This is a genomic window from Pseudomonas sp. TH15, from assembly GCF_016651105.1.
Lineage (GTDB): Bacteria > Pseudomonadota > Gammaproteobacteria > Pseudomonadales > Pseudomonadaceae > Aquipseudomonas.
Window position 1 is genome coordinate 157,949 of sequence record NZ_JAEKEL010000002.1, and the last position, 22,183, is coordinate 180,131.

The window sequence follows — 22,183 nt, forward strand, 5'->3', positions numbered from 1 at the left end:
TCACAGCACGCTTTACAAAAAATTATTGAGAATCACTGCCTTGAGAGCATCCGAAGGATTTTATTATGTCTGTTGCCCCTAAAGAATTGAAGCCCGAGACAGGACACTCCTGGAGGCGTTGGTTCACGATCGATGCGACGGTTTTTATATACTGCGTGATTGCCCTTTCTATTTTTTCCTCGCTCGGCGCTATAGCAATACATGTTCCAGGGCAAATATCGATGGACACCAGTGTCCAGCTATACGAAGCGGCAACAGGAGAACTTGCCAGCTTCAATCCGCCTTTTATGTCAGCGCTTTTACGCTGGTTCGGCGGAGGAGCTGAGTCAACATCCATTATTGTGATCATCAACGCCGTATTGCTATACGGTTCAATGGCAACAGTCATCATTGTCCTGACGAACCTTAAACGCACTGATGGAACATTGCGAATTCAAGCGTGGCAAGTAATAGCTTCTGTATGCTTGATTATCAACCCAATCCTTTTCATTTATACCGGTATCATCTGGAAGGATGTCCTTTTCGGATCATTTCTAGCCGGGGCGTGCGCGGCAGGTTTGGCCGCCACAGGTGGGACACTGCGATTCAGACTGCCATGCACTATTCTCTGCCTTTTCTTTCTTTCAATGGCCTACCTCACGCGGCAACAAGGGATTTTCATGGTTCCCGTGCTGCTCATTATTCCTGCCATTGCACTCTGCAATTACTTTCAAAAAAATAGAGCTATAACCGTACTGTCGCTGGTAATCACTTTTGGTTTAATTACTGTAGGTTTGCAAAGCCTGGTCAAACTGAGCATTCATAGCCCGAACCAAAACTTTGAATCTGTCGGCTACAACAGCATTATGAAGTTTGACCTTGCCGGCATCGTTAATTACTCGGGGAAAACCAGTTCAGAATTTGCTTTTCCAATTAGTGATGATCAACGCAACGCGATCCGCTCGGTATACAGCCCTAGCAGAGTGGACTTTCTCGATCGCAATCCGGTATCAAGCGCATGGCTGACGTTAACGCCCGACACGCTCAAAACCGCGTGGAAAGCCATGCTTCTACAAAACCCGGAAGCTTATATCCATCATCGCCTGCAGTCCTACGCCACGCTGCTTGGCCTGAAAGGTATTGAGGGAACACTCCCTGTACATATTGGAGTCGATGGTAATCCGCAATACCTGAAAGCAGTATCACTGGAAATAGGTGTGAATCAGCGAAGCCATCTGCTTTACAGAATCGCCTCCACCTTTTTCGACTGGCCGATTTACAGACACGCCTTCTGGCTGGGACTAATGGTGCTGGTTTCCTTGGCGGGTTGCAAAGCAAGGTACGTCGGACACGCCAAGTTCATAGGAGCCCTGATATTTATCGCAGCAGGCCTGATGTATGCTTCATTCCTACCTACAACGATAGCATCAGATTTCAGGTATCTTTTCGGCGCTATTCCTTTAGTGTCGATTATGTGTCTGATCGTTGTATTCGGACGAGTAAAGTCGACTGAACAACGATCAAACCAGTAGAACAAAAACACCAAAAGCAGCAAAAGCTGCTTTTGGCAAACCCATGAACTGCTTCCAACTTTCTTCCTATTTAGATTGCTCTTGATTTTCCGATGTTCCCGCCCTGAAGAACAGTGCCAAGAGCAATAACGGTGTATAAGCAATCAGCACTCCAGTCATGCCAGCAATAACGTTCGACACGACCAAATAAGCTATCGGAAATAACCAGAATACGTTGATTAACGCCACACCCACCGTGACCGGCATATGACTTCCAAAGCGTCGCGAAGCGAACTGATAGGCATGGCTTCGGTGAGCTTCATATACTTTCTCGCCACGAATCAAGCGCCGAAATAGTGTAAAAGTGGCATCAACTATAAAGACACCTAAAAGGATGACCCACATCCATATAAAGCTGGGTCCAATCCACGTGGATTGCAGTGACAGCAGCCCAAGGGTTATCCCTAGAAAACCACTCCCCGCATCCCCCATGAATATCTTGGCTGGAGGGGCATTCCAACAAAGAAACCCACCGACCGCTGCTGCAAGCATAAGCGGCACCCACGCTACCTGGCTTTCGACACCTCCAAGCCAATACAACAAACAAGCACCCAAGCAAACGATAACTGCCTCAACACTAGCAATTCCGTCGATACCATCCATGAAGTTATATAAGTTCAGCATCCATACCAAATAGAAGACTGCCAACACTTGTCCTAACCAACCAAGGTCGATAGTTGCATCAAATATAGTGATCGGCGCCATACCCCCCATAAAAAGCAGAATCCAAATAGCCGCTGCAGCATGTCCTAGTAACCGCCATCTAGCAGCAATATGGCCATGATCATCCATAAATCCGATAATCGCTACAACACCTCCCCCGCCAATCCCCGCCAACACTGTACCGAGCGGCAAACTCCCAACCCAGAATAACGTCGCGTATGCAAACAAGAACGAAATAACTATTGCCACACCTCCACCACGGGGCGTGGGAACAGAATGGGAACTTCGCTGATTGGGAATATCCATCAAACTCTTATTCAAAGCATACTTACGCAATGCCGCGGTCAGGATAAATGACAGTACAAATACAGAAAAAATCAGCCACCCCACCCTCATGATAAACTTTCCTTTTGAAAATACTGCGCCGTAGACTTCATTGCATCTTCAATGCTGAAAGGAGGTTCCCAGCCTAATAACTTCTCAGCCTTGCTGATATCAACCTGGAGAGAATCAAATAACCGAGACGCAACGCCACTGCGCTTTACCAGGCCTGCTATCACCTTCATCAAACTCACTGGAACTGGAATCAATCGGGCCGGCTTTCCTAGCGCCTCCGCCATCAAGCGAAGTAACTCCGTAGTTGACAAGTCTCTCCCGTCACTCACCAGAAATGTTTCATTGCTCGCATTGGGGTGTTCCAGGCAGACACATAAAAGATCAACCAGATTGGCCACAGCAACAAAACTACGTTTATTAGAGACTCTTCCGAATGGGAGCACCACTCCACGATTCAACCAACGCATCATGGCGTGAAAATTTGCTTTCACTCCCGGCCCGTAAATCAATGGAGGCCGTACAATGACAAGCTCCATCCCAGTAATTTCAGCAATCTTGCGCAGCTCTACTTCCGCTTCAAATTTTGAAACGGCGTAGGGATCTGAAGGAGCAGGTTTATCATCTGTAGTAAATGGATGTGCGGCTTTAGTAGCCTCTCCATTGACCTTTATCGAGCTTAAAAATATGAAACGCTTTGTTCCACTAGCCGCGGCCTGTCGTGCCAGCGCCAGGGTTCCCTCGACATTCACAGAACGAAACTCTGCCAAAGGATCAACCGCCAGTTCATTCATTACATGAACTCTTGCAGCGCAATGCACAAGGATATCAACCCCGCTCAGCACATCCTTATAGTCGCAGTCTTTACTTAAACTCTGAATTTCACGAACGGTGACACCGGCCGGAGCTTCAAAACTATGCCGGACCGCAACAATAGTTTCGTAACACGGTGACATCGCTAAACGGTTCATCAATGCCGAACCAACAAACCCTGACGCACCTGTCACTAGTATTTTGGTTCGTTTCATGGAAATTTCATACCAACTACAAATAATTAAGACTTGCAGTCCAAGCCGCTCCCGCAGCAGGTCCAAGTAAATTAGAACCTACTGCGAGCAAGCAAGTTTTATCGAGCCATTAACTTTTTAATAAAACCGCTTACGCCGTCGCGTTTGATTACTCTCACAACGGTTTTAAAATGCTGAACGCCGACTTTAGGCGACGCCAGGCTTTGTCCTATTAGTGAAGCGATGCTTTGTTTAGGAACGCCACTGTCTACCGGTTGAGAAGCGCCGCTGTTGGTTTCAGCTTTCCACCAACTGAAATAGCATGGTTCCTGGGTACCGTAGGGAAGCGGAAATGCCTTCTGCACATCTACGCGCTGCTGGTACAGACGACGAGCTTTTGCAGGAATAGGCTCACCGTTGTCAAATTGGCCAAGATACCAACCCTTCAGTTTCTGGTCACCTTGACCTTCTGCCTTGATATCCCGCGCGTAAATGTCCCATAGCTCCTGAGCAACCTCTTGGCTGGATGCATAGCGCGCAAGCATTCCAAATCCGGCTCCGCTGTCATAGCCGGTAAAATGATAGAAGCGTAGAGGTACGCCGGCTACAAGGAAATTGCCCACGTTATCTTTACTGAGTGGCCGATGGGCTATGTTCCAGGTAGCGACGTTGCATCCCCGGTCCCTAACGATATGCAAGCCACTGAAGAACGCCGGAGCCAGATCGCACCAGCGCTGATCAGTAAAGATACCCGCAGGGATATCATCACGGCAGAACAAACGTAAACGGTTCGCCCACCATTGGATAAATTCGAGTCCTTGACCAGTCGTGCGGGCAGCGAAGAATCCAAGATTGTAGACTCCATGCTTCAATGCAGAGAGTTCATTATCGCAAATCGAGGCGACATCCGACTCTTTATCCAGCAGATGAGGTGTCAACAAAATCTCCTGCTGATCCAACAACTCTGCGAGGAGATTCAACGAGTTGAAAACCTTGATATCCGGATCGAGGTACATAACCTTGTCGACACCCGGCCGCTGGGCCAATACCTCTGCCGCCGTCCCTTTGACCGCAGTACAAAGCTCAACTACGGTGTGACCAAACGCCCACTGTTTCCAATCGGGGATGCCGAGATCTTCAATCGTGAGAACTTCATCGAATGGCTCCTCAACCAAGTTGAATCCCGCTGGCAAATCATCGGAGTAGAGCAACACAAAAGTCCAGTCCGGGTGAAACTTTTTCACCGACTTTGCGAGCACTCTGGCCTTAGGCAGGTAGCTTTTGGTAATAGAGGTATAGACCAACATAATTTTATTCCTTTGCAGCTTTATGGATAGATTGGATAGCGGCCAGAATCTCTTCGGGGGCAGCACCGACCGGCACGACCTTACCCATTCGATATTCCTTGACCCGTCGTCCCTGAGCACCTATGTCAAAGGCGACAATAGGCATCCCCATCTCTATTGCTTCTGAAATTGTGTAACTGAACGTCTCCGGGACAATGGAAGCCATCAGCACTACGCTAACGCCAGTGGCTTCAATGATCGATGGCAGCTCAACGGGGGAGTAACGACCATAGACGATTGCACTATCAGGCAGTGGAGTATAGCTCTCTCCAATGACGACTACCGGCACCCCTAGCGCTTGATTGTCTATATATGAGCATAGCGCACTGACCGAATCCCCACCCTTGATATGAGAAAGCGTGCCAATAACACCAACACTCAACTTCTCCGGAATGGCAACCTTCCTGGAAGACACCAAATACTTTGCCTGATGCGGAACGACGTGGAACTTATCTTCAGGAATAACGAAGTCCAAGAGCAATATGTCGATCGATGAAGCGTCGAAGCATGTAATCACATCACATACATCAAACAACCTTTGAAAAGGAGAACGCCATACATCGATATCTACAGCCCTGTCGCTTTCGCTCAACCATGTGTGATACCAACTGAGGTTCTTAGGCAGGCATTTCATGCAGGCATTGTGATCAACCGGTACACCACAATATTTTTGTTCACTGTCTGAAAGATGGGGCGAAGGGCACAATGCGTGGAAGTCATGCACTTTAAAATCGAGAGAGGCTCCCAAGCAAATCTTGAGATCAATAACATGATCAATAGATTGTTCTATGAATTTGTATCCATAAAACGAATTGACAACAATATTTTTGGCACCGGAAGCAGCCAGACACGCAAACAGCTCTTCGAGGCTTGAGGTCGAGTAGACCTTGGCATCAGACTCCGATTCGGTCCTGAGCTGAACATACCAATCTGCATCCCAGCAATAAACTCTCAGAGACGGTTTGTTTTCCGCAAGCATTACGGCAATCAGTTCAGAGGTATAAGCGTTCGACCCACCGCCTCCATTGTGGTCAAAAATAATCGTGTCGATTATAAGATCAGCGCTCGTAAGCTCAGACCTAAGCTTATCAATTTCAACAGCATTAACCTTGGCCACCGAGTTGTTAACCTGCACTGGAGATGTCATCGTTTGACGAAACATTCTCAACCTGTTTTTTACAGCAGGCACGCCACCTTCACCCAAATCTTTGCGGACAGTACTAAAGAGTTTCGATACACCCTTGAGTCCCGGATATTTTCTATAATATGCGGAGATCGTCGGAAGAATTTTTTAAGCTTATAAAAATACTTCATGGCAAACCGCACAGGCGCAGTAACTCGCCACGAAGTGGAGGAGACTAGCGCCTGAATATCGCTATGCAAAGAATAAATATCGCTATGCAAAGAATATATCACTTGCTGCTTTGATTCGGCATCCGCCGCCATCGCAACTATCTTTTGTTCTGACTGCACAGCATTGAACTCGAGAATATCAATTCTTCGTTCTTTTTCTCTGAGTATAGATTCATACTCATTTTTTTGTCTGGCCCGCTCCCGGTCATTCTTAGGGGAGGGAAAATATAAGCCAAGCTTTTTCGCTGAATCTGTATAAGCCAGAACCTCGTGCGCGTACTGTGGCTTATGCAGCATTGGAAGAACAAAATCCTCCAGGTTGTTTATCTGAATCAAGCTCTCAAACAAATCTGCACGCTCAAGCGCTTCAATCTTTGCAGCGGGTGCCAACAATAGAGAAACCTCTTTAGCATCACCGAAGATATTTTCAGCAACACCATTGAAGTTTTCCGGATTGTAGGCGTCGGACAATATCGCAAAAACCGTATAACTCACACCGTTACAAAACTCAAAAATTTCATAACCTGATGCGAGGGAGTTACACTCACAAAAAATCAATGGGCGATCTTTTGAAACCACATTTCGGGCGCCCTCAAGGACCAGCCTCTCCATGCCCTCGACATCAAGTTTTATGAAGTCTATCGAGGGAACATCAAGTGAATCCACTGTGGAAATATCAACTTCATAGACACTGTTGATTTCCTTTGGCACGACATCATTTATCGACAGTCCCCCAAAGTTAACCGACGCGGTGATATCTATAGATTCGAGCGCGATGGTGCCCGAGGCTTCTGCCAACCCCATGTTGAACACGTGGACATTCTTTAAATCATTCAACTGAATGTTGGATGATAAAACCTGGTGAATTTCTCGACGCGGCTCGAAAGAATAGACTCCACCGTTTTCACCTACGAACTTAGAAAACGCCAGCGTGTGAGTTCCGATGAATGCACCTACATCGAGCACATTCATACCTGGCTTTATAAGCTTATTCAGAAAAACCAGTTCGTCACCGGCCCATTCGCCGTATAACGAGAGAGAGTTGGACACCACTCTGTCTGCCGCTATAACATTCATCTTCCCATATTTAGTGGCAATCATTTCAACTCAACTCCGCACCGGCGACCGAACTTACAACTATATTCATATTCAGATCCTGCAACCCACTAATACCATGTACAAGCCTGCTATTCAAACTGTGCAGAGCCATCGCATCGTTTAACCAGTGATGTTGCACATGATCATCGCCAATACCATCGGCAACGGCAATATTTATGGAATAATCGCCTTGTATGAGAATCGGCATCCTGAAAGAAAAGTGGACCCTGACTTCTTCGTTAGGTCGAACACGCAATCCCGTGTTTCGAAACGCTAAATCCGTGCCCTCTGCAAATACATATTGGCCCAAGCGGTCTTTGATCATGATCCCAAACGCTGGATTATTGATGTATTTGGTAGCCTTGGCGAGAAGGGTAAATCTTACAGAGTCCCCACCAACCAGATTACTAATCCGATCACCCACTTCATTTTCAAACCAAGCATTTAGAATTCTAATACCATCGTTCCCAAATGATTCAGCTTCGTCCCTGAAAGGCGAAGCCCTGATTGGATTATCTGGCAGTTCATTCGCGCTATACTGCTCCTGCTTTCCGTCCGTAGAATGCAATACCGGATGCTCGACACCATCTGATTCCGCGATGGCGTGTATATCCCTGTCAGCATATAAATCTTTTATGTAAGTTCGGCAGATGACATCTGTCGCATCTACAATTGGCGGACCATTCTTTGTAAGAAGTACGCCGCGCTCGCACAAATTTACAACCGCACTGGTGTCGTGGCTTACAAATACAACCGTACCGCCTTTTTCCTGATGCGCTCGAAGGAAACGCATGCACTTTTGCTGGAAGAAGACATCTCCGACCGCCAGCGCCTCATCCACTATCAATATATCTGCGTCAACGTGTGCAATTACGGAAAACGCAAGACGGACATACATACCACTTGAGTAGGTCTTTACAGGCTGGTCAATAAAGTCAGCAATCTCGGAGAATGCAACGATATCATCGAACCGAGCCTCTGCTTCTTTACGAGTCAGCCCCAAGACAGCGGCATTGAGAAATACGTTTTCCCTACCTGAAAACTCGGGATTAAATCCAGAGCCCAGTTCAAGCAGTGCTGCAATACGTCCGTTAGTTTCTATCGATCCGGCAGACGGATGAAGTGTTCCGCATATGATCTGAAGTAAAGTAGATTTGCCCGCACCATTCCTCCCAATAATGCCAACCGTCTCCCCTTTCTTGATTTCGAAGGAAACATTATTGAGCGCCCAAAATTGTTTGTAGTACTGTCTTTCTAGACGCCCGAAAAACTTACGAAAAAACGGAAAAAAGAACTGCTTCAGCCTGTCTCTAGGGCTTGAGTAAACCTCATAGAACTTGCTGATATCAGTTACGCGAATTGCAAACTCGTTAGAGGACATCTGCAAACCCCTTTCTGGTTTTTTGAAACCAGATGTAACCCATATAGGCAATCACCAGAGATGCACCGCTATATATCAGAAGCCCACTCCAGTTTGGCAAATCACCCCAAATCAATACCGCTCGGGATTGTTCGATTATGAATGTCAGTGGATTGAGCAGTATGATTGAGCGAAACCGTTCAGGAACCGCGTCCAGCGGATAGAACACCGGGGACAAAAACATTAGTACTGTGGTAATGATATTGATAGTTTGACCCACATCTCGGATAAAAACGCCAAGCGATGCAAGAAACCAAGATAACCCTACGATCAGCAACACCAAGGGAAGTATTACCAATGGAATCAAAAGTGCAGTCCAGGGAATGGCTCCGTTAAAAACCACAAGAGCTACCAGTAATACCGTCAAATTAATGGCGCTATTGAAAAGCGCTGCTAAAACAGTGACCAATGATAGCGTTTCGACAGGAAACACCACCTTTTTTACGAAGTTTGCGTTCGAAACAATTAGACCTGGCGCCCTGTTAATCACTTCACAAAATAGGTTTAAGACAATAATCCCGACAAATAAAACCACCGCAAACTGCGTTTTACTATCGTCGCCACCTGCCCCTCCCCAACGAGCCTTGAAGATCTCGGAGAAAACGAAAGTATACACCACGAGCATCAGTATTGGATTAAACAGCGACCACAGCAATCCAAGTGCAGAGCCCTTATACCTGCTCGCCACTTCACGCCGTGTCATCTGGTAAATAATCTGTTTGTTTCTCCAGAAACCCAGCAGAAACAAAAGAGGCGATATCGAATGAGCCGAATGAGGATTCACTCCGACGTTTACTTGAGTCATAGCCCACCCTTTTCCACTAAACACCTAACATATTTATCAATCCCCATTGATAGCCAGAGATCAATCAAACTAGATTGCATTGCACAAAACCGCAAACACAAGTGCACAGCCCCCTAATAGAGTCTGTCGGTACACTCCTGACCTTTTTAAATAAAAAACACGAGTGACTACTCCGCCGCTGCGAGCCTTCTGAAAACTCTCGAGCACCCGTTGATTATTCATTGTCAAACTGTACTGCATTGTTTCTAAGGCAAAAATATTTTTTTGATTCCAATCGTAGAAGCGACCACTGAAAATCATTTTGAGTCGCTTGAGTCGAGCAAAAAAACTCGAGTTCGCCCCCACTATATTTCCAGCATGCTGCCTATAATTCAGGTGGGGTTGCTTATCATAATAAACAGTTCCACCTACACCGGTAATTACCAAATATGCCCACCAATCATGAGAGACTATCGGGAACTTTCGCCCAACTGACATCAGCAGTTTCTGAGCCGAATGGTTGAACACCATCGTATTGCCTCCCGCCAAGCTCTGTACCAAGGAATTGCAGAATGACGGCGGACGCTTGAATAAAGGTGACTGACCTACGGGTTCGCCATTTTCGGTAACAATATTGGTGCGCCCACAATAAAGTACCGGGGTGTCCGCAGGAGTCCTCCCGATACATTCCAGCGCCCTTTCTATCTTGTACGCGTCCCAGATATCGTCCTGATCCGCCCAGGAATAATAATCCGAGCGACCTTCAAGATCACAAACGAGGGACATGAAATTTTGTGCGAACCCGGCGCGGGGACCATCGACTATCAGTAACTTTTCGGCGCCCCAACGAGATTTATATTCCCTAAGAATATCAATTGTGCGGTCTGATGATCCGTCATCAGATACCGTGACAGACCAATTTTCATGCGTTTGTGCAGCTATTGAGTCCAGCTGCTCCGCCAAAAAACGTTCGCCATTGAACGTGCAGAGCAAAATCTTGACGTGAACCGATTGATTCGACGGACGATTTTCCTTCCCCTCTTCGAATATTGCTAAACTCTGTTGAGAGCCTGACGTAAAACGGCTTGCCACTCGATCCAGCTCCATTCATATTTTGGCGTTCACCGATTAGAAAGATCGCTTAAGACGCTTCCATCAGCAACGAAATAAGTGCACAAAATTCATAATTATAGCCACCCCCCTCATAATTGATAGCTACTTGCCATTAGACAGATCGATCACCAGAGGGAGAGGATGAATTGGCGTGATTATCACGGAAAAGATGGATCGAATTTTGCTAACCAAGGACAGCAAGGCGCTGAAGGAACGACAAAAGGGTGGCAATATGCCCACATCTTAAACATTTAATCATCACGCCAAATGGCTGCCCAATATTCCGATTTTACTATAAAAACCTGGCTTTCTGGGTCAATCGGATAGACAAAAAAATGTTTCCGACGCACATGATACTTTTGGAGTCGTTCTGGAAGCTGATCAAAAATCACGATCGCTCTTCAGCATCCGGCGGAATTGCCGCAAGGTGACCGTCTTTGGCCCTGGCAAAGGCGCTTACCCAACAAACGACAGAAAACAGTATCTTATCTCGGCGCCGACGCCTGCATTGAGCAGCCTGACAACCCAAGTAGAACAGCTCGCGCCAACCCATTTTAATCCACTTGCGAACAAAGAGTTCATTGGACTTGTTGAGAACTTGTATGATCAATAGGACTTGAGAGAACCACCAGCCGTTCTTAATAGTTCTATATCGACTAATCAAAGACTTCAACCCGACATTCGCGCCAACCTGATTCTGCAAATGCTGACGATAAAGAACACATGAATGAGAGTCGATAAACCATTTATACCCATTCGCACGAGCAAATCCATAGCAAAACCAATCGTGTAGAGTAATAAACTGAATCAAATCCCAATTTGCGATCAAGGCATTCTTTATTTGACGGGCCAGATGTAACTGAAATACGTAAGTACAACCAGGACCTGCGGCCTCAAAAAGATAATCCCAAGCTACTTGAGGCTGACTTTTATCCAGAAGGCAACTTTTTCCGCTGGGCCAGAAAGCAGTTACACTGCCCGAATAAGCGTCGCATACTCCACTTTGCAAGAAAAGCGTAGCACGTTTCAATTTATGGGAAAGCCAGATGTCGTCCTGATCTGAAAATGCGACGTAATCGAAATCACAAAAATCGACATCTTTTATGAGGCGATAAAAGTTTTTTCCCGCCCCACCGAATCGCCCTGCCGAAGGTAACAAAACTACATTAGTGGCATTCTCGGAAAGCGCCTCAACCCAAGCTTCGGTTCCATCCGAAGAGGGATCAACACTGACAAAGATTGTTACGTCTACACCAACTTGATCTTGGATCGAGCGCACTTGTGCCTCGATCCACTTCATTCCATTATAAGCAGCCAATAACACCGCAATTCTTGGCCTAATCACTGATTACGACTCACGTAAGAAAAAATAGGCGGATCAGTGAGGACCTACGGTCAACAGCTTGGACAGATACTGACCATAGCCAGTCTTTTTTAGCGCTTCGGCCTGGGCGCTTAGCTGCTCGGCAGTGATCCAGCCATTGTGGTAAGCGATTTCTTCCAAGCAGGCCACTTTAAGACCTTGACGTTGTTCGATGGTATGCACGAAGTGACTGGCTTCGAGCAGCGAGTCGTGGGTGCCGGTATCCAGCCAGGCAAAGCCACGGCCCAGCATTTCAACATTGAGCGTCTTCCGTTCGAGGTACGCACGGTTAACGTCGGTGATTTCCAGCTCGCCACGCTCGGACGGCTTGATGTTCTTGGCGATCTCGACAACATCATTGTCGTAAAAGTACAGGCCGGTCACCGCATAGTTGGATTTTGGCTTTAACGGCTTTTCTTCAATGCTGAGCGCCCGACCAGTTGCGTCGAACTCAACCACACCAAAACGCTCCGGATCAGATACGTGATAACCGAATACCGTAGCACCATGCTGTTGAGCGCTGGCCGAACGAAGATTGTCCGAGAAGTGCTGACCGTAGAAAATGTTGTCGCCCAAGATCAGGCAGCAAGGATCCTTGCCAATGAACTTTTCACCGATGATGAACGCTTGAGCCAAGCCATCCGGGCTAGGCTGCTCGGCGTAGGTCAGCTTGATACCATACAGGCTGCCATCTCCCAACAGCTTGCGAAAGCACGGCAGGTCATCAGGTGTGGAGATAATCAAAATCTCACGCATACCCGCCAGCATCAGTACCGAAAGCGGATAGAAAATCATCGGTTTGTCGTAGATCGGCAACATCTGCTTGGACACGCCAAGGGTCAACGGATGCAGGCGCGTGCCCGAGCCACCAGCGAGAATGATGCCTTTACGATTTGTCGTGGTCATTTGTTCAGAATTTCCCTAAGCATTCGGGTTACGCCACTTTGCCAATCCGGCAAGTGTAGAGAAAAATTGTCACGCAGCTTCTGAGTATTCAAACGAGAATTCAGAGGGCGGCGCGCAGGTGTTGGATAAGCGGTCGTTTCGATCGGGTTGATCGATGTTACGGCTAGTTGCTCGCCATTGGCCTGAGCAAAACCGATCACATGGCTGGCGTAGCCGTGCCAAGACACTTCGCCACCGGCCACCAGATGATACAACCCCGCCAGCTCTGGGCGCAGTAGCACTTGCTGAATGGCTAGCGCCGTGACGTCGGCAATCATGTCGGCACCTGTCGGCGCTCCAATCTGGTCTGCGATGACGCTCAGGGTTTCGCGATCTTTGGCCAGGCGCAGCATGGTCTTCGCAAAGTTGTTGCCGCGAGCACCGTAGACCCAACTGGTACGAAAGATCAGATGCTTGCAGCCAGACGCGATAATCGCCTGCTCACCGGCCAGCTTACTTGCGCCGTAGTGATTCGCTGGTGCGACTGCGTCAGTCTCTTGCCATGGCGTCAAACCATGACCGCTAAAAACGTAGTCGGTCGAGTAGTGAACCAACCAGGCGCCCAAGGACAAAGCCTCTTCAGCCATGACCTGACTCGCCTGACCGTTCACAAGGTCGGCCAGTTCGGTTTCGGACTCGGCCTTATCGACGGCGGTATAAGCCGCGGCGTTGACGATGACGCCAGGCTTGACCTGACGGATAGTCGCACGTAATGCGTCAAGGTCAGACAGGTTGCCGCACAAACCATCGACCACCTGGCGATCCAGTGCAATCAACTCACCAAGCGGCGAGAGAGAACGCTGAAGCTCCCAGCCGACCTGGCCGTTCTTTCCTAGCAGAAGGATCTTCATGCCTTGCTCGAGCGATCCGCGTAGTTTTGGTCGATCCACTGCTGATAGCTGCCGCTCTTAACGTGATCCACCCACTCAGTGTTGCTCAGATACCATTCAACCGTTTTGCGGATACCGGTCTCAAACGTTTCTTCTGGCGTCCAGCCCAGTTCACGCTGGATTTTGCTGGCATCAATCGCGTAACGCTGGTCATGGCCTGGGCGATCCTGAACATAGGTGATCAGGCTCGCGTGTAGGCGATGGGCGGAGTCAGGACGCAACTCGTCGAGCAACGCGCAAAGGGTATGCACAACCTCGATGTTTTGCTTCTCGTTATGACCGCCAATATTGTACGTCTCACCGATAACGCCTTCGGTCACGACTTTGTACAGTGCGCGGGCGTGATCTTCGACGTAGAGCCAGTCACGAACCTGGTTGCCTTTGCCGTAAACCGGCAGCGGCTTGCCTTCCAGCGCATTAAGAATGATCAGCGGGATCAGCTTCTCAGGGAAGTGGCATGGACCATAGTTGTTCGAGCAGTTGGTGACCAGTGTCGGCAGGCCGTAGGTACGACTCCAGGCACGAACCAGGTGATCAGAGCTCGCCTTGCTCGCCGAGTAAGGAGAGCTTGGCTGATACGGGGTGGTTTCGGTGAAGAGGTCTTCCGGACCTTCAAGGTCGCCGTAAACTTCGTCGGTGGAAATATGGTGGAAACGGAAGTTGGCTTTGCGCCCATCATCCAGTGCAGCCCAGTAGTGGCGCGCAGCTTCCAGCAAAGTGTAAGTACCGATGATGTTGGTCTGAATGAACTCAGACGGACCAGTGATCGAGCGGTCTACGTGGGATTCTGCGGCCAGGTGCATGATGGCATCTGGTTGGTGTTCACGCAGAACACGGTCGATCTGATCGCGATCGCAGATGTCGACGCGCTCGAACACGTAACGCGAGTCCTGGCTAACTTCGGCCAACGACTCAAGATTACCGGCGTAAGTAAGCTTATCGACGTTAACAACCGAGTCGGTAGTATTGGAAATGATGTGACGGATGACTGCCGAGCCGATGAACCCGGCGCCGCCGGTTACTAGAATTTTCACGCGAAACCATACCCTTGAGTTGCTGACAGGGCCGCCAAACCGAGCACTGTCTAATCCATGAATGCAAAAGCCATCAAACCAGCTGTGGCCTCTGATAGAGTCAGCCTGAACCGATGCAGGACTACGCCATTATCGAACAAGCCCAGCATTTTACAGCTTAATGACGGTTTTACTAATGGATATAGATAAGCTGCAGCGCAAATTCGAACGGTTAGTGGCCTTTGTCGTATTTAGACAAGGCGCTTGCGTGAAAGCCTGGACGCACGCCCCAAAAACCAGCCCAGAATCGGCCCGATCAGCATGCCGATCAATAGTGCGATAACCATGACCACCGATACCGGTAGCTGTGGACCTGCCCAGCCGAGAAACAGCAGTGAAACCGATTGCTGATTTTCAAGAACAAACGCCAGAATCGCCAGAATCAGCAACAGAATAAATACGCCAAGGAGTACACGCTTAAGGTTTCGCATGCGTCGCCCCTTTAGTTATGGAGATCAAAGCCTTCCTCCTCTTCCTCATTCACCCGGTCACGCAACTCTTTGCCCGGCTTGAAATGCGGAACAAACTTGCCATCAAGGCTGACGGACTGACCGGTTTTCGGGTTACGACCTACCCGTGGGGCGCGGTAGTGCAGGGAGAAGCTGCCAAAACCACGGATCTCAATACGATCCCCAGTGGCCAGACATTGGGACATTTGCTCAAGCATGGTCTTGATGGCCAGCTCAACATCCTTGGATGAGAGCAGCCCTTGATGGGTGACAATTCGTTCGATCAACTCCGACTTCGTCATATTTTTCCCTTCTTTTTCAAGCAGCTAGATCAGCGCTTCAAAGGTTTTAGCATGCCCGGATGAATTTGAACAGCCCGTGTATTGACATATCTTCACCAGCGTCGAAACGCCCATTTTCAGGGCGTCAAATCAACAAACTGGACGAGCTCTCACTCAGCGGCACATCACCAGCATGGTTCGCGTCACGTAGCCTGCTGGATTGAAGCCAAAGGGAAACTCATCTTCATCCTTGGCCTGATCCGATCGCGTCACCACTTTGTAGCCGGCGCCCTTGCACTCCTTTGCAGCGCGCTTCTGGCACTTCTCCCAACCGGAGCCCAACCCCGAACAATCAATCTCTATTCCACTGACGCCACGCACCGCATGAGTCTTGGCGCTTGTGGTACACCCCGCCAAAACCAGGATTGCTGCGAGGACAATAAACTTGTTCATCCATTTCCTTATGTCAGGCTATACCCGACTATCGCATGCTTAAGACCAAGCTTAGTCGCGAATAGGCGATTGATCCGATTAAAGAAACAGACAACCAACAAAAGCAATTGGTTTCAACTATCAGCCCAGCACACCACCCCGCCTCACCAAATCGCAGGCACAAAAAAGGGCGACCGAAGTCGCCCTTTTTCTATGGTCTGACAGAACTTAGTTCTGTTTTTCCATTTGTGCACGCAACAGGTCGCCCAGAGTGGTAGGACCAGCAGCAGGTTCCGAAGTCGCTGGCTTGTCGCGCAGGCTCTGGATTGCTTCTTTCTCGTCTTCAACGTCTTTCGACTTGATCGAGAGCTGGATTACGCGGCTCTTACGGTCAACGCTGATGATCTTGGCTTCTACTTCTTCGCCTTCTTTCAGAACGTTACGCGCGTCTTCAACGCGGTCACGGCTGATTTCGGAGGCTTTCAGAGTCGCTTCGATATCGTCGGCCAGAGTGATGATGGCGCCTTTAGCGTCAACTTCTTTCACGATGCCTTTAACGATTGCGCCTTTATCGTTCTCTTGAACGTACTCGGAGAACGGATCGCTTTCCAGTTGCTTGATACCCAGGGAGATGCGCTCGCGCTCTGGGTCAACCGACAGGATAACGGTGTCCAGCTCGTCGCCCTTCTTGAAGCGGCGAACGGCTTCTTCGCCCACTTCGTTCCAGGAGATGTCGGACAGGTGAACCAGACCGTCGATGCCGCCGTCCAGACCAATGAAGATACCGAAATCGGTGATCGACTTGATGGTGCCGGAGATTTTATCGCCCTTGTTGAACTGGCCAGAGAAATCTTCCCATGGGTTAGATTTGCACTGCTTGATGCCGAGGGAGATACGACGACGCTCTTCGTCGATGTCCAGAACCATAACTTCCACTTCGTCGCCGACTTGTACGACTTTCGAAGGGTGGATGTTCTTGTTGGTCCAGTCCATTTCGGAAACGTGTACCAGACCTTCAACGCCTTCTTCCAGCTCAGCGAAGCAGCCGTAGTCGGTCAGGTTGGTTACACGAGCGGTAACGCGAGTGCTTTCTGGGTAACGGGCTTTGATAGCAACCCATGGATCTTCGCCCAGTTGCTTGAGGCCCAGGGAAACACGATTGCGTTCGCGATCGTACTTCAGAACCTTGACATCAATCTCGTCGCCAACGTTGACGATTTCGGAAGGATGCTTGATACGTTTCCAAGCCATGTCGGTAATGTGCAGCAGGCCATCGACGCCACCCAGATCGACGAATGCGCCGTAATCGGTGAGGTTCTTGACGATACCTTTGACTTGTTGGCCTTCCTGCAGGGATTCCAGCAGAGCTTCACGCTCAGCGGAGTTCTCGGCTTCGAGGACGCTACGACGGGAAACGACAACGTTGTTGCGTTTCTGGTCGAGCTTGATGACCTTGAATTCCAGCTCTTTGCCTTCCAGGTGCGTGGTGTCGCGCACTGGACGGACGTCAACCAGAGAACCTGGCAGGAACGCACGGATGCCGTTAACGTCGACAGTGAAGCCGCCTTTAACCTTACCGTTGATAACGCCCTTGACCACTTCTTCGGCTGCGAAGGCTGCTTCCAGAACAATCCAGCATTCAGCGCGCTTGGCTTTTTCACGGGACAGCTTGGTTTCACCAAAGCCGTCTTCAACCGAGTCCAGAGCAACGTGAACTTCGTCACCGACGTTGATAGTCAGTTCGCCAGCATCGTTGTAGAACTGCTCAAGCGGGATGAGTGCTTCAGACTTCAGGCCAGCGTGAACGGTTACCCAGCGAGCTTGGTAATCGATATCAACGATAACACCGGTGATGATGGAGCCTGCCTGAAGGTTCAGGGTTTTTAGGCTTTCTTCAAAGAGTTCCGCAAAGCTTTCGCTCATTTTAATTCCTGTTGAATAAGGGCGAAGAATACGCCCATCTCCACATCCCAGACGATGTGGGTTACGTTCATTAGAAGAAGCATCGCAAGACTATGACTGGTCCCCTGCAAAGCTTCTTGGTCACCCGGCGATATCGCGAATGGCGATCTCGCTCATGATGCGTTCCAGCACCTGATCGATGGATAATTCCGTGGAATCCAGCTGTATGGCGTCAGCCGCCGGTTTGAGCGGGGCTACCGCTCGCTGGGTGTCACGCTCATCGCGGACACGTATCTCATCTAGCAGACTCGACAGACTAACACCATCGACTTTGCCCTTCAACTGCAAGTATCGACGGCGCGCACGCTCCTCGGCACTGGCCGTAAGGAATATCTTCAGCGGAGCATCGGGAAACACCACTGTGCCCATGTCGCGACCATCGGCCACCAGGCCCGGCGGCTCCTGAAACGCCCGCTGGCGCTGTAGCAGCGCATCGCGCACAGCCGGCAGTGCGGCGACCTGAGAAGCCCAGGCGCCGACTTGCTCATTACGCAGGTCGTCGGTGACATCGTCACCTTCGAGAATGATCCGCTGCGGATGACCTTCCGTCGCGCCGACAAACTGCACGTCCAGATGAGCGGCCAACAGCTTCAGCGATTCTTCATTGGTCAGGTCGACGCCATGGTTGCGCGCAGCGAATGCCAATAAACGATACAGCGCACCGGAATCCAGCAGACACCAACCCAGACGCTTGGCCAGAATCCCGGCAATAGTGCCCTTGCCCGAGCCGCTTGGCCCGTCGATGGTGATGACCGGTGGCTTGATAATCACGACTGAGCCTCTTGTGCAACACGAATACCGACCTGCGCGCACAGCGCGAGGAAGTTCGGGAACGAGGTCGCGACGTTGGCACAGTCGTGGATGCGGATCGGTGCAGTGGCGCGCAGCGAAGCAACGCTGAATGCCATCGCAATCCGGTGATCGCCGTGACCATGCACTTCGCCGCCGCCGATCTGGCCGCCGTCGATGATAATGCCGTCCGGGGTCGGTTCGCACTTGACGCCCAGCGCCAGCAAGCCATCAGCCATGACCTGAATCCGGTCCGACTCTTTGACTCGCAACTCTTCGGCACCGCGCAACACGGTGCGCCCTTCGGCACAGGCCGCAGCCACGAACAATACCGGGAACTCGTCGATGGCCAGCGGAACCAGCGCTTCGGGAATCTCGATACCTTTGAGTTTAGCTGCCCGCACGCGCAAGTCCGCAACAGGTTCGCCACCCACTTCACGCTGGTTTTCCAGGGTGATGTCGGCGCCCATCAGGCGCAGGATGTCGATCACGCCAGTGCGGGTCGGGTTGATGCCAACGTGCTCGAGCACCAACTCCGAACCTTCGGCGATCGACGCGGCCACGAGGAAGAACGCCGACGACGAGATGTCGCCCGGCACTTCAATGTGGGTCGCAGTCAGTTTGTGGCCGGACTCGACCGACGCGGTGGCGCCGTTGACGGTCACCGGGTAGCCGAAGCCGCGCAGCATGCGCTCGGTGTGGTCGCGAGTCGGCGCTGGCTCGGTGACGGTGGTCTTGCCTTCTGCGTACAGACCCGCCAGCAGCAGGCAGGACTTAACCTGGGCGCTGGCCATCGGCATGGTGTAGGTCAGGCCTTTGAGCTTGTTGCCGCCACGGATAGTCATCGGAGGACGACCTTCAGCGGCGGTCTCGATCACGGCGCCCATTTCACGCAGCGGATTGGCCACGCGATTCATCGGACGCTTGGACAGCGAGGCGTCACCGGTCAGGGTGCTATCGAAGCTTTGCGCAGCCAACAGGCCAGACAACAAACGCATCGATGTGCCGGAGTTGCCCAGATAGATCGGACCTGGCGCAGGCTTCAGGCCATGCAAGCCCACGCCGTGAATGGTCACGCGACCGTGGTGCGGACCTTCGATCACAACACCCATATCGCGGAAGGCTTGCAAGGTCGCCAGGGCATCTTCGCCCTCAAGGAAACCTTCCACTTCGGTGGTGCCTTCGGCCAGGGAGCCAAGCATGATCGAACGGTGGGAAATCGATTTGTCGCCCGGTACACGAATCCGCCCAGTCAGGCGGCCACCAGGTTGTGCCAGGAAAATCAGGTCGTTGGAGTTCATAGCGTCCACATAAGCCCGGCGGGCCAGGATTTTACTGAAATGTTCGCGGGCAACCCGGGCGCGAGTGAATACGCCCAACAATTGGTGCCCATCCCCTGCATCGACCGCGTCGCGCAAGGCGTCGAGGTCGCTGCGAAATGTATCGAGTGTGCGCAGGACAGCTTCGCGGTTGGCGAGGAAGATGTCATGCCACATGACCGGGTCGCTACCGGCGATTCTTGTGAAATCGCGGAAACCGCCCGCAGCGTAACGGAAGATCTCAAGATTTTCATTGCGCTTGGCCAATGAGTCGACCAAACCGAATGCCAGCAAGTGTGGCAAATGGCTGGTTGCCGCCAACACTTCGTCATGGCGCTCGACCTGCATGTGCTCGACGTCGGCGCCCAATTCGCGCCACAAACGGTCGACCACAGCCAGAGCTGCCGGATCGGTCTGATCCAGCGGCGTCAAAATCACTTTATGGCGACGGAACAGCTCGGCATTGGAGGCTTCCACCCCGCTCTGCTCGGAACCGGCTATCGGATGCCCCGGCACGAAACGCGCCGGCATACCGCCGAACGCCTCAGTAGCCGCACGCACCACGTTGCCTTTGGCACTGCCAACGTCAGTCAGGATCGCTTGCCCCAGATCCATGCCAGCCAGTCGGCCGAGCATTTTTTCCATGGCGAGGATCGGCACGGCCAACTGAATCACGTCTGCGCCCTGACAAGCAGCTGCCAAGTCTTCTTCACAGCGATCCACCACGCCTAACTCAACCGCCAGCTTGCGCGACTGCGGATCAAGATCGACCCCGACCACTTCGCGGCACAGGCCACTTTCACGCAAGCCCTTGGCAAACGAACCGCCGATCAACCCCAGACCGACCACCACCAGGCGACCAATCATAGGTTCAGCAGATTGCAGTGCAGTGACATCAACCACGAGCCAGAACCTTAGTCAGCACCTCAAGGAAGCAGCTGTTTTCAGCCGGCAGACCAATGGTGATGCGCAAGTGATTCGGCATGCCGTAATTAGCCACCGGACGCACGATCACGCCTTCGCGCAACAAGCCCTGGAAGACCGGCGCGGCAACCTGCCCCAGATCGACACAGATAAAGTTGCCCTTGGACGGAATCCAGCTCAGCCCCAGCTCACGGAAACCCGCTTGCAGTTGCAGCATGCCGGCTTCGTTCAGGCGACGGCTTTCGGCCAGATAGTCGGCATCCTGAAGTGCGCCGCAAGCAGCGACCAGGGCCAGGCTGTTGACGTTGAACGGCTGGCGTACGCGGTTCAGCACATCAGCGACCACGGCGGAGGACAAGCCATAACCAACCCGCAGCGCCGCCAGGCCGTAGGCCTTGGAGAACGTGCGCGAGACCAGCAGATTCGGGTACGCCGCCAGGAAGTCCAGGCCATCCGGCAAGTCACTGCCTTCGGCGTACTCGATGTAGGCCTCGTCCAGTACCACCAGCACATGAGCCGGTACATCCTGCAGAAACTCGTCCAGTGCTTCGGCGCCGAACCAGGTCCCGGTCGGGTTGTTCGGGTTGGCAATGAACACCACACGGGTGTCGGCATCGATCGCGGCCAGCATGGCCGGCAAATCATGCCCCCAGTCTTTGGCAGGGATAACGCGCGCGTCAGCACCCACGGCCTGGGTCACGATTGGGTAGACCGCAAACGCGTGCTCGCTGAACACGGCGTTCAGGCCCGACGCCAGATACGCACGACCGACCAGTTCCAGAATGTCATTGGAACCGTTGCCCAGCGTCACTTGATTGAGCTCGACGCGGCATTGATCGGCCAGCAGGGTCTTGAGCGCAAAACCATTGCCATCCGGATAACGGGTCATCTCAGCCAATTCTTCGCGAATGGCTGCTAATGCCTTGGGACTGGCGCCCAGCGGATTTTCGTTGCTCGCCAGTTTGACGATTTTGGCCGGATCGATATCCAGCTCACGCGCCAGTTCGTCCACGGGCTTGCCCGGAACGTAGGGCGAAAGTTGTTGCACGCCCGGCTGTGCCAGAGCGAGGAAGTCACCACTCATTTGCT

The 22,183-nt window shown here is 51.1% G+C and carries 20 protein-coding genes; 1 reads left to right on the forward strand and 19 read right to left on the reverse strand.

The window, feature by feature from the left end:
* Positions 1 to 65: 65 nt before the first annotated feature.
* Entirely contained in the window at positions 66 to 1,511 is a 1,446-nt protein-coding gene (locus tag JFT87_RS24480; RefSeq protein WP_201205581.1) for a hypothetical protein, read from the forward strand.
* A gap of 66 nt (positions 1,512 to 1,577) precedes the next feature.
* Here the strand turns inward: JFT87_RS24480 and JFT87_RS24485 are convergent, their stop codons facing one another.
* From JFT87_RS24485 to hisC, 19 genes are all read right to left on the reverse strand, one after another.
* Complete coding sequence (locus JFT87_RS24485) at positions 1,578 to 2,609, reverse strand: MraY family glycosyltransferase (RefSeq protein WP_201205583.1); 1,032 nt, start codon at positions 2,607 to 2,609, stop codon at positions 1,578 to 1,580.
* Positions 2,606 to 3,574: a UDP-glucose 4-epimerase family protein gene (locus tag JFT87_RS24490; protein WP_201205585.1), complete on the reverse strand. Its 969-nt coding sequence runs from the start codon at positions 3,572 to 3,574 to the stop codon at positions 2,606 to 2,608. Before JFT87_RS24490 ends, JFT87_RS24485 begins: the two co-directional genes overlap by 4 nt.
* Positions 3,575 to 3,672: 98 nt before the next feature.
* Positions 3,673 to 4,860: a glycosyl transferase gene (locus JFT87_RS24495; RefSeq protein ID WP_201205587.1), complete on the reverse strand. Its 1,188-nt coding sequence runs from the start codon at positions 4,858 to 4,860 to the stop codon at positions 3,673 to 3,675.
* A gap of 4 nt (positions 4,861 to 4,864) precedes the next feature.
* Entirely contained in the window at positions 4,865 to 6,061 is a 1,197-nt protein-coding gene (locus tag JFT87_RS24500) for a glycosyltransferase (protein ID WP_201205589.1), read from the reverse strand.
* Between the two features lie 14 nt (positions 6,062 to 6,075).
* Positions 6,076 to 7,353 carry an FkbM family methyltransferase gene (locus JFT87_RS24505; protein WP_201205591.1) on the reverse strand — a complete coding sequence of 426 codons (1,278 nt, stop codon included), beginning with the start codon at positions 7,351 to 7,353 and terminating at the stop codon, positions 6,076 to 6,078.
* Between the two features lies 1 nt (position 7,354).
* A complete protein-coding gene (locus JFT87_RS24510) occupies positions 7,355 to 8,731 on the reverse strand; it encodes an ABC transporter ATP-binding protein (RefSeq protein ID WP_201205593.1) in 1,377 nt (458 codons plus the stop codon).
* Positions 8,721 to 9,554: an ABC transporter permease gene (locus JFT87_RS24515; protein ID WP_446739747.1), complete on the reverse strand. Its 834-nt coding sequence runs from the start codon at positions 9,552 to 9,554 to the stop codon at positions 8,721 to 8,723. The genes JFT87_RS24510 and JFT87_RS24515 overlap by 11 nt, the downstream gene beginning before the upstream one ends.
* A gap of 90 nt (positions 9,555 to 9,644) precedes the next feature.
* A complete protein-coding gene (locus tag JFT87_RS24520; RefSeq protein WP_342367198.1) occupies positions 9,645 to 10,646 on the reverse strand; it encodes a glycosyltransferase family 2 protein in 1,002 nt (333 codons plus the stop codon).
* Positions 10,647 to 11,055: 409 nt separating this feature from the next.
* Complete coding sequence (locus tag JFT87_RS24525) at positions 11,056 to 12,012, reverse strand: glycosyltransferase (protein ID WP_342367199.1); 957 nt, start codon at positions 12,010 to 12,012, stop codon at positions 11,056 to 11,058.
* A 33-nt stretch (positions 12,013 to 12,045) separates the two neighbouring features.
* The gene (rfbA, locus tag JFT87_RS24530; RefSeq protein ID WP_201205598.1) at positions 12,046 to 12,936 is read right to left on the reverse strand and encodes a glucose-1-phosphate thymidylyltransferase RfbA; all 891 of its coding nucleotides are present in this window, start codon (positions 12,934 to 12,936) and stop codon (positions 12,046 to 12,048) included.
* The gene (rfbD, locus tag JFT87_RS24535; protein ID WP_201205600.1) at positions 12,933 to 13,826 is read right to left on the reverse strand and encodes a dTDP-4-dehydrorhamnose reductase; all 894 of its coding nucleotides are present in this window, start codon (positions 13,824 to 13,826) and stop codon (positions 12,933 to 12,935) included. The genes rfbA and rfbD overlap by 4 nt, the downstream gene beginning before the upstream one ends.
* Positions 13,823 to 14,899, reverse strand: a complete 1,077-nt coding sequence (gene rfbB, locus JFT87_RS24540; RefSeq protein ID WP_201205602.1) for a dTDP-glucose 4,6-dehydratase — start codon at positions 14,897 to 14,899, stop codon at positions 13,823 to 13,825. Before rfbB ends, rfbD begins: the two co-directional genes overlap by 4 nt.
* A 230-nt stretch (positions 14,900 to 15,129) precedes the next feature.
* Positions 15,130 to 15,369 carry a LapA family protein gene (locus JFT87_RS24545; RefSeq protein ID WP_201205604.1) on the reverse strand — a complete coding sequence of 80 codons (240 nt, stop codon included), beginning with the start codon at positions 15,367 to 15,369 and terminating at the stop codon, positions 15,130 to 15,132.
* A gap of 11 nt (positions 15,370 to 15,380) precedes the next feature.
* Positions 15,381 to 15,689, reverse strand: a complete 309-nt coding sequence (ihfB, locus tag JFT87_RS24550) for an integration host factor subunit beta (RefSeq protein WP_054051920.1) — start codon at positions 15,687 to 15,689, stop codon at positions 15,381 to 15,383.
* Positions 15,690 to 15,842: 153 nt separating this feature from the next.
* The gene (locus JFT87_RS24555; protein WP_201205606.1) at positions 15,843 to 16,121 is read right to left on the reverse strand and encodes a hypothetical protein; all 279 of its coding nucleotides are present in this window, start codon (positions 16,119 to 16,121) and stop codon (positions 15,843 to 15,845) included.
* A gap of 207 nt (positions 16,122 to 16,328) precedes the next feature.
* Entirely contained in the window at positions 16,329 to 18,023 is a 1,695-nt protein-coding gene (gene rpsA / locus JFT87_RS24560) for a 30S ribosomal protein S1 (protein ID WP_059406800.1), read from the reverse strand.
* A 120-nt stretch (positions 18,024 to 18,143) separates the two neighbouring features.
* Positions 18,144 to 18,833 carry a (d)CMP kinase gene (gene cmk / locus JFT87_RS24565; protein ID WP_054051914.1) on the reverse strand — a complete coding sequence of 230 codons (690 nt, stop codon included), beginning with the start codon at positions 18,831 to 18,833 and terminating at the stop codon, positions 18,144 to 18,146.
* Positions 18,830 to 21,037, reverse strand: coding sequence for a bifunctional prephenate dehydrogenase/3-phosphoshikimate 1-carboxyvinyltransferase (locus JFT87_RS24570; protein WP_242486218.1), 2,208 nt, complete (start codon positions 21,035 to 21,037; stop codon positions 18,830 to 18,832). The genes cmk and JFT87_RS24570 overlap by 4 nt, the downstream gene beginning before the upstream one ends.
* Before the next feature lie 28 nt (positions 21,038 to 21,065).
* A complete protein-coding gene (gene hisC, locus JFT87_RS24575) occupies positions 21,066 to 22,178 on the reverse strand; it encodes a histidinol-phosphate transaminase (RefSeq protein ID WP_201205611.1) in 1,113 nt (370 codons plus the stop codon).
* Between the last annotated feature and the right edge of the window lie 5 nt (positions 22,179 to 22,183).

What these genes read in the sequence shown, in the direction of transcription:
- JFT87_RS24480 (WP_201205581.1), top strand. Translation starts at nt 66, where the DNA reads ATGTCTGTTGCCCCTAAAGAATTGAAGCCCGAGACAGGACACTCCTGG.
- JFT87_RS24485 (WP_201205583.1), bottom strand. Translation starts at nt 2,609, where the DNA reads ATGAGGGTGGGGTGGCTGATTTTTTCTGTATTTGTACTGTCATTTATC.
- JFT87_RS24490 (WP_201205585.1), bottom strand. Translation starts at nt 3,574, where the DNA reads ATGAAACGAACCAAAATACTAGTGACAGGTGCGTCAGGGTTTGTTGGT.
- JFT87_RS24495 (WP_201205587.1), bottom strand. Translation starts at nt 4,860, where the DNA reads ATGTTGGTCTATACCTCTATTACCAAAAGCTACCTGCCTAAGGCCAGA.
- JFT87_RS24500 (WP_201205589.1), bottom strand. Translation starts at nt 6,061, where the DNA reads ATGTTTCGTCAAACGATGACATCTCCAGTGCAGGTTAACAACTCGGTG.
- JFT87_RS24505 (WP_201205591.1), bottom strand. Translation starts at nt 7,353, where the DNA reads ATGATTGCCACTAAATATGGGAAGATGAATGTTATAGCGGCAGACAGA.
- JFT87_RS24510 (WP_201205593.1), bottom strand. Translation starts at nt 8,731, where the DNA reads ATGTCCTCTAACGAGTTTGCAATTCGCGTAACTGATATCAGCAAGTTC.
- rfbA (WP_201205598.1), bottom strand. Translation starts at nt 12,936, where the DNA reads ATGACCACGACAAATCGTAAAGGCATCATTCTCGCTGGTGGCTCGGGC.
- rfbD (WP_201205600.1), bottom strand. Translation starts at nt 13,826, where the DNA reads ATGAAGATCCTTCTGCTAGGAAAGAACGGCCAGGTCGGCTGGGAGCTT.
- JFT87_RS24545 (WP_201205604.1), bottom strand. Translation starts at nt 15,369, where the DNA reads ATGCGAAACCTTAAGCGTGTACTCCTTGGCGTATTTATTCTGTTGCTG.
- ihfB (WP_054051920.1), bottom strand. Translation starts at nt 15,689, where the DNA reads ATGACGAAGTCGGAGTTGATCGAACGAATTGTCACCCATCAAGGGCTG.
- JFT87_RS24555 (WP_201205606.1), bottom strand. Translation starts at nt 16,121, where the DNA reads ATGAACAAGTTTATTGTCCTCGCAGCAATCCTGGTTTTGGCGGGGTGT.
- rpsA (WP_059406800.1), bottom strand. Translation starts at nt 18,023, where the DNA reads ATGAGCGAAAGCTTTGCGGAACTCTTTGAAGAAAGCCTAAAAACCCTG.
- JFT87_RS24570 (WP_242486218.1), bottom strand. Translation starts at nt 21,037, where the DNA reads ATGATTGGTCGCCTGGTGGTGGTCGGTCTGGGGTTGATCGGCGGTTCG.
- hisC (WP_201205611.1), bottom strand. Translation starts at nt 22,178, where the DNA reads ATGAGTGGTGACTTCCTCGCTCTGGCACAGCCGGGCGTGCAACAACTT.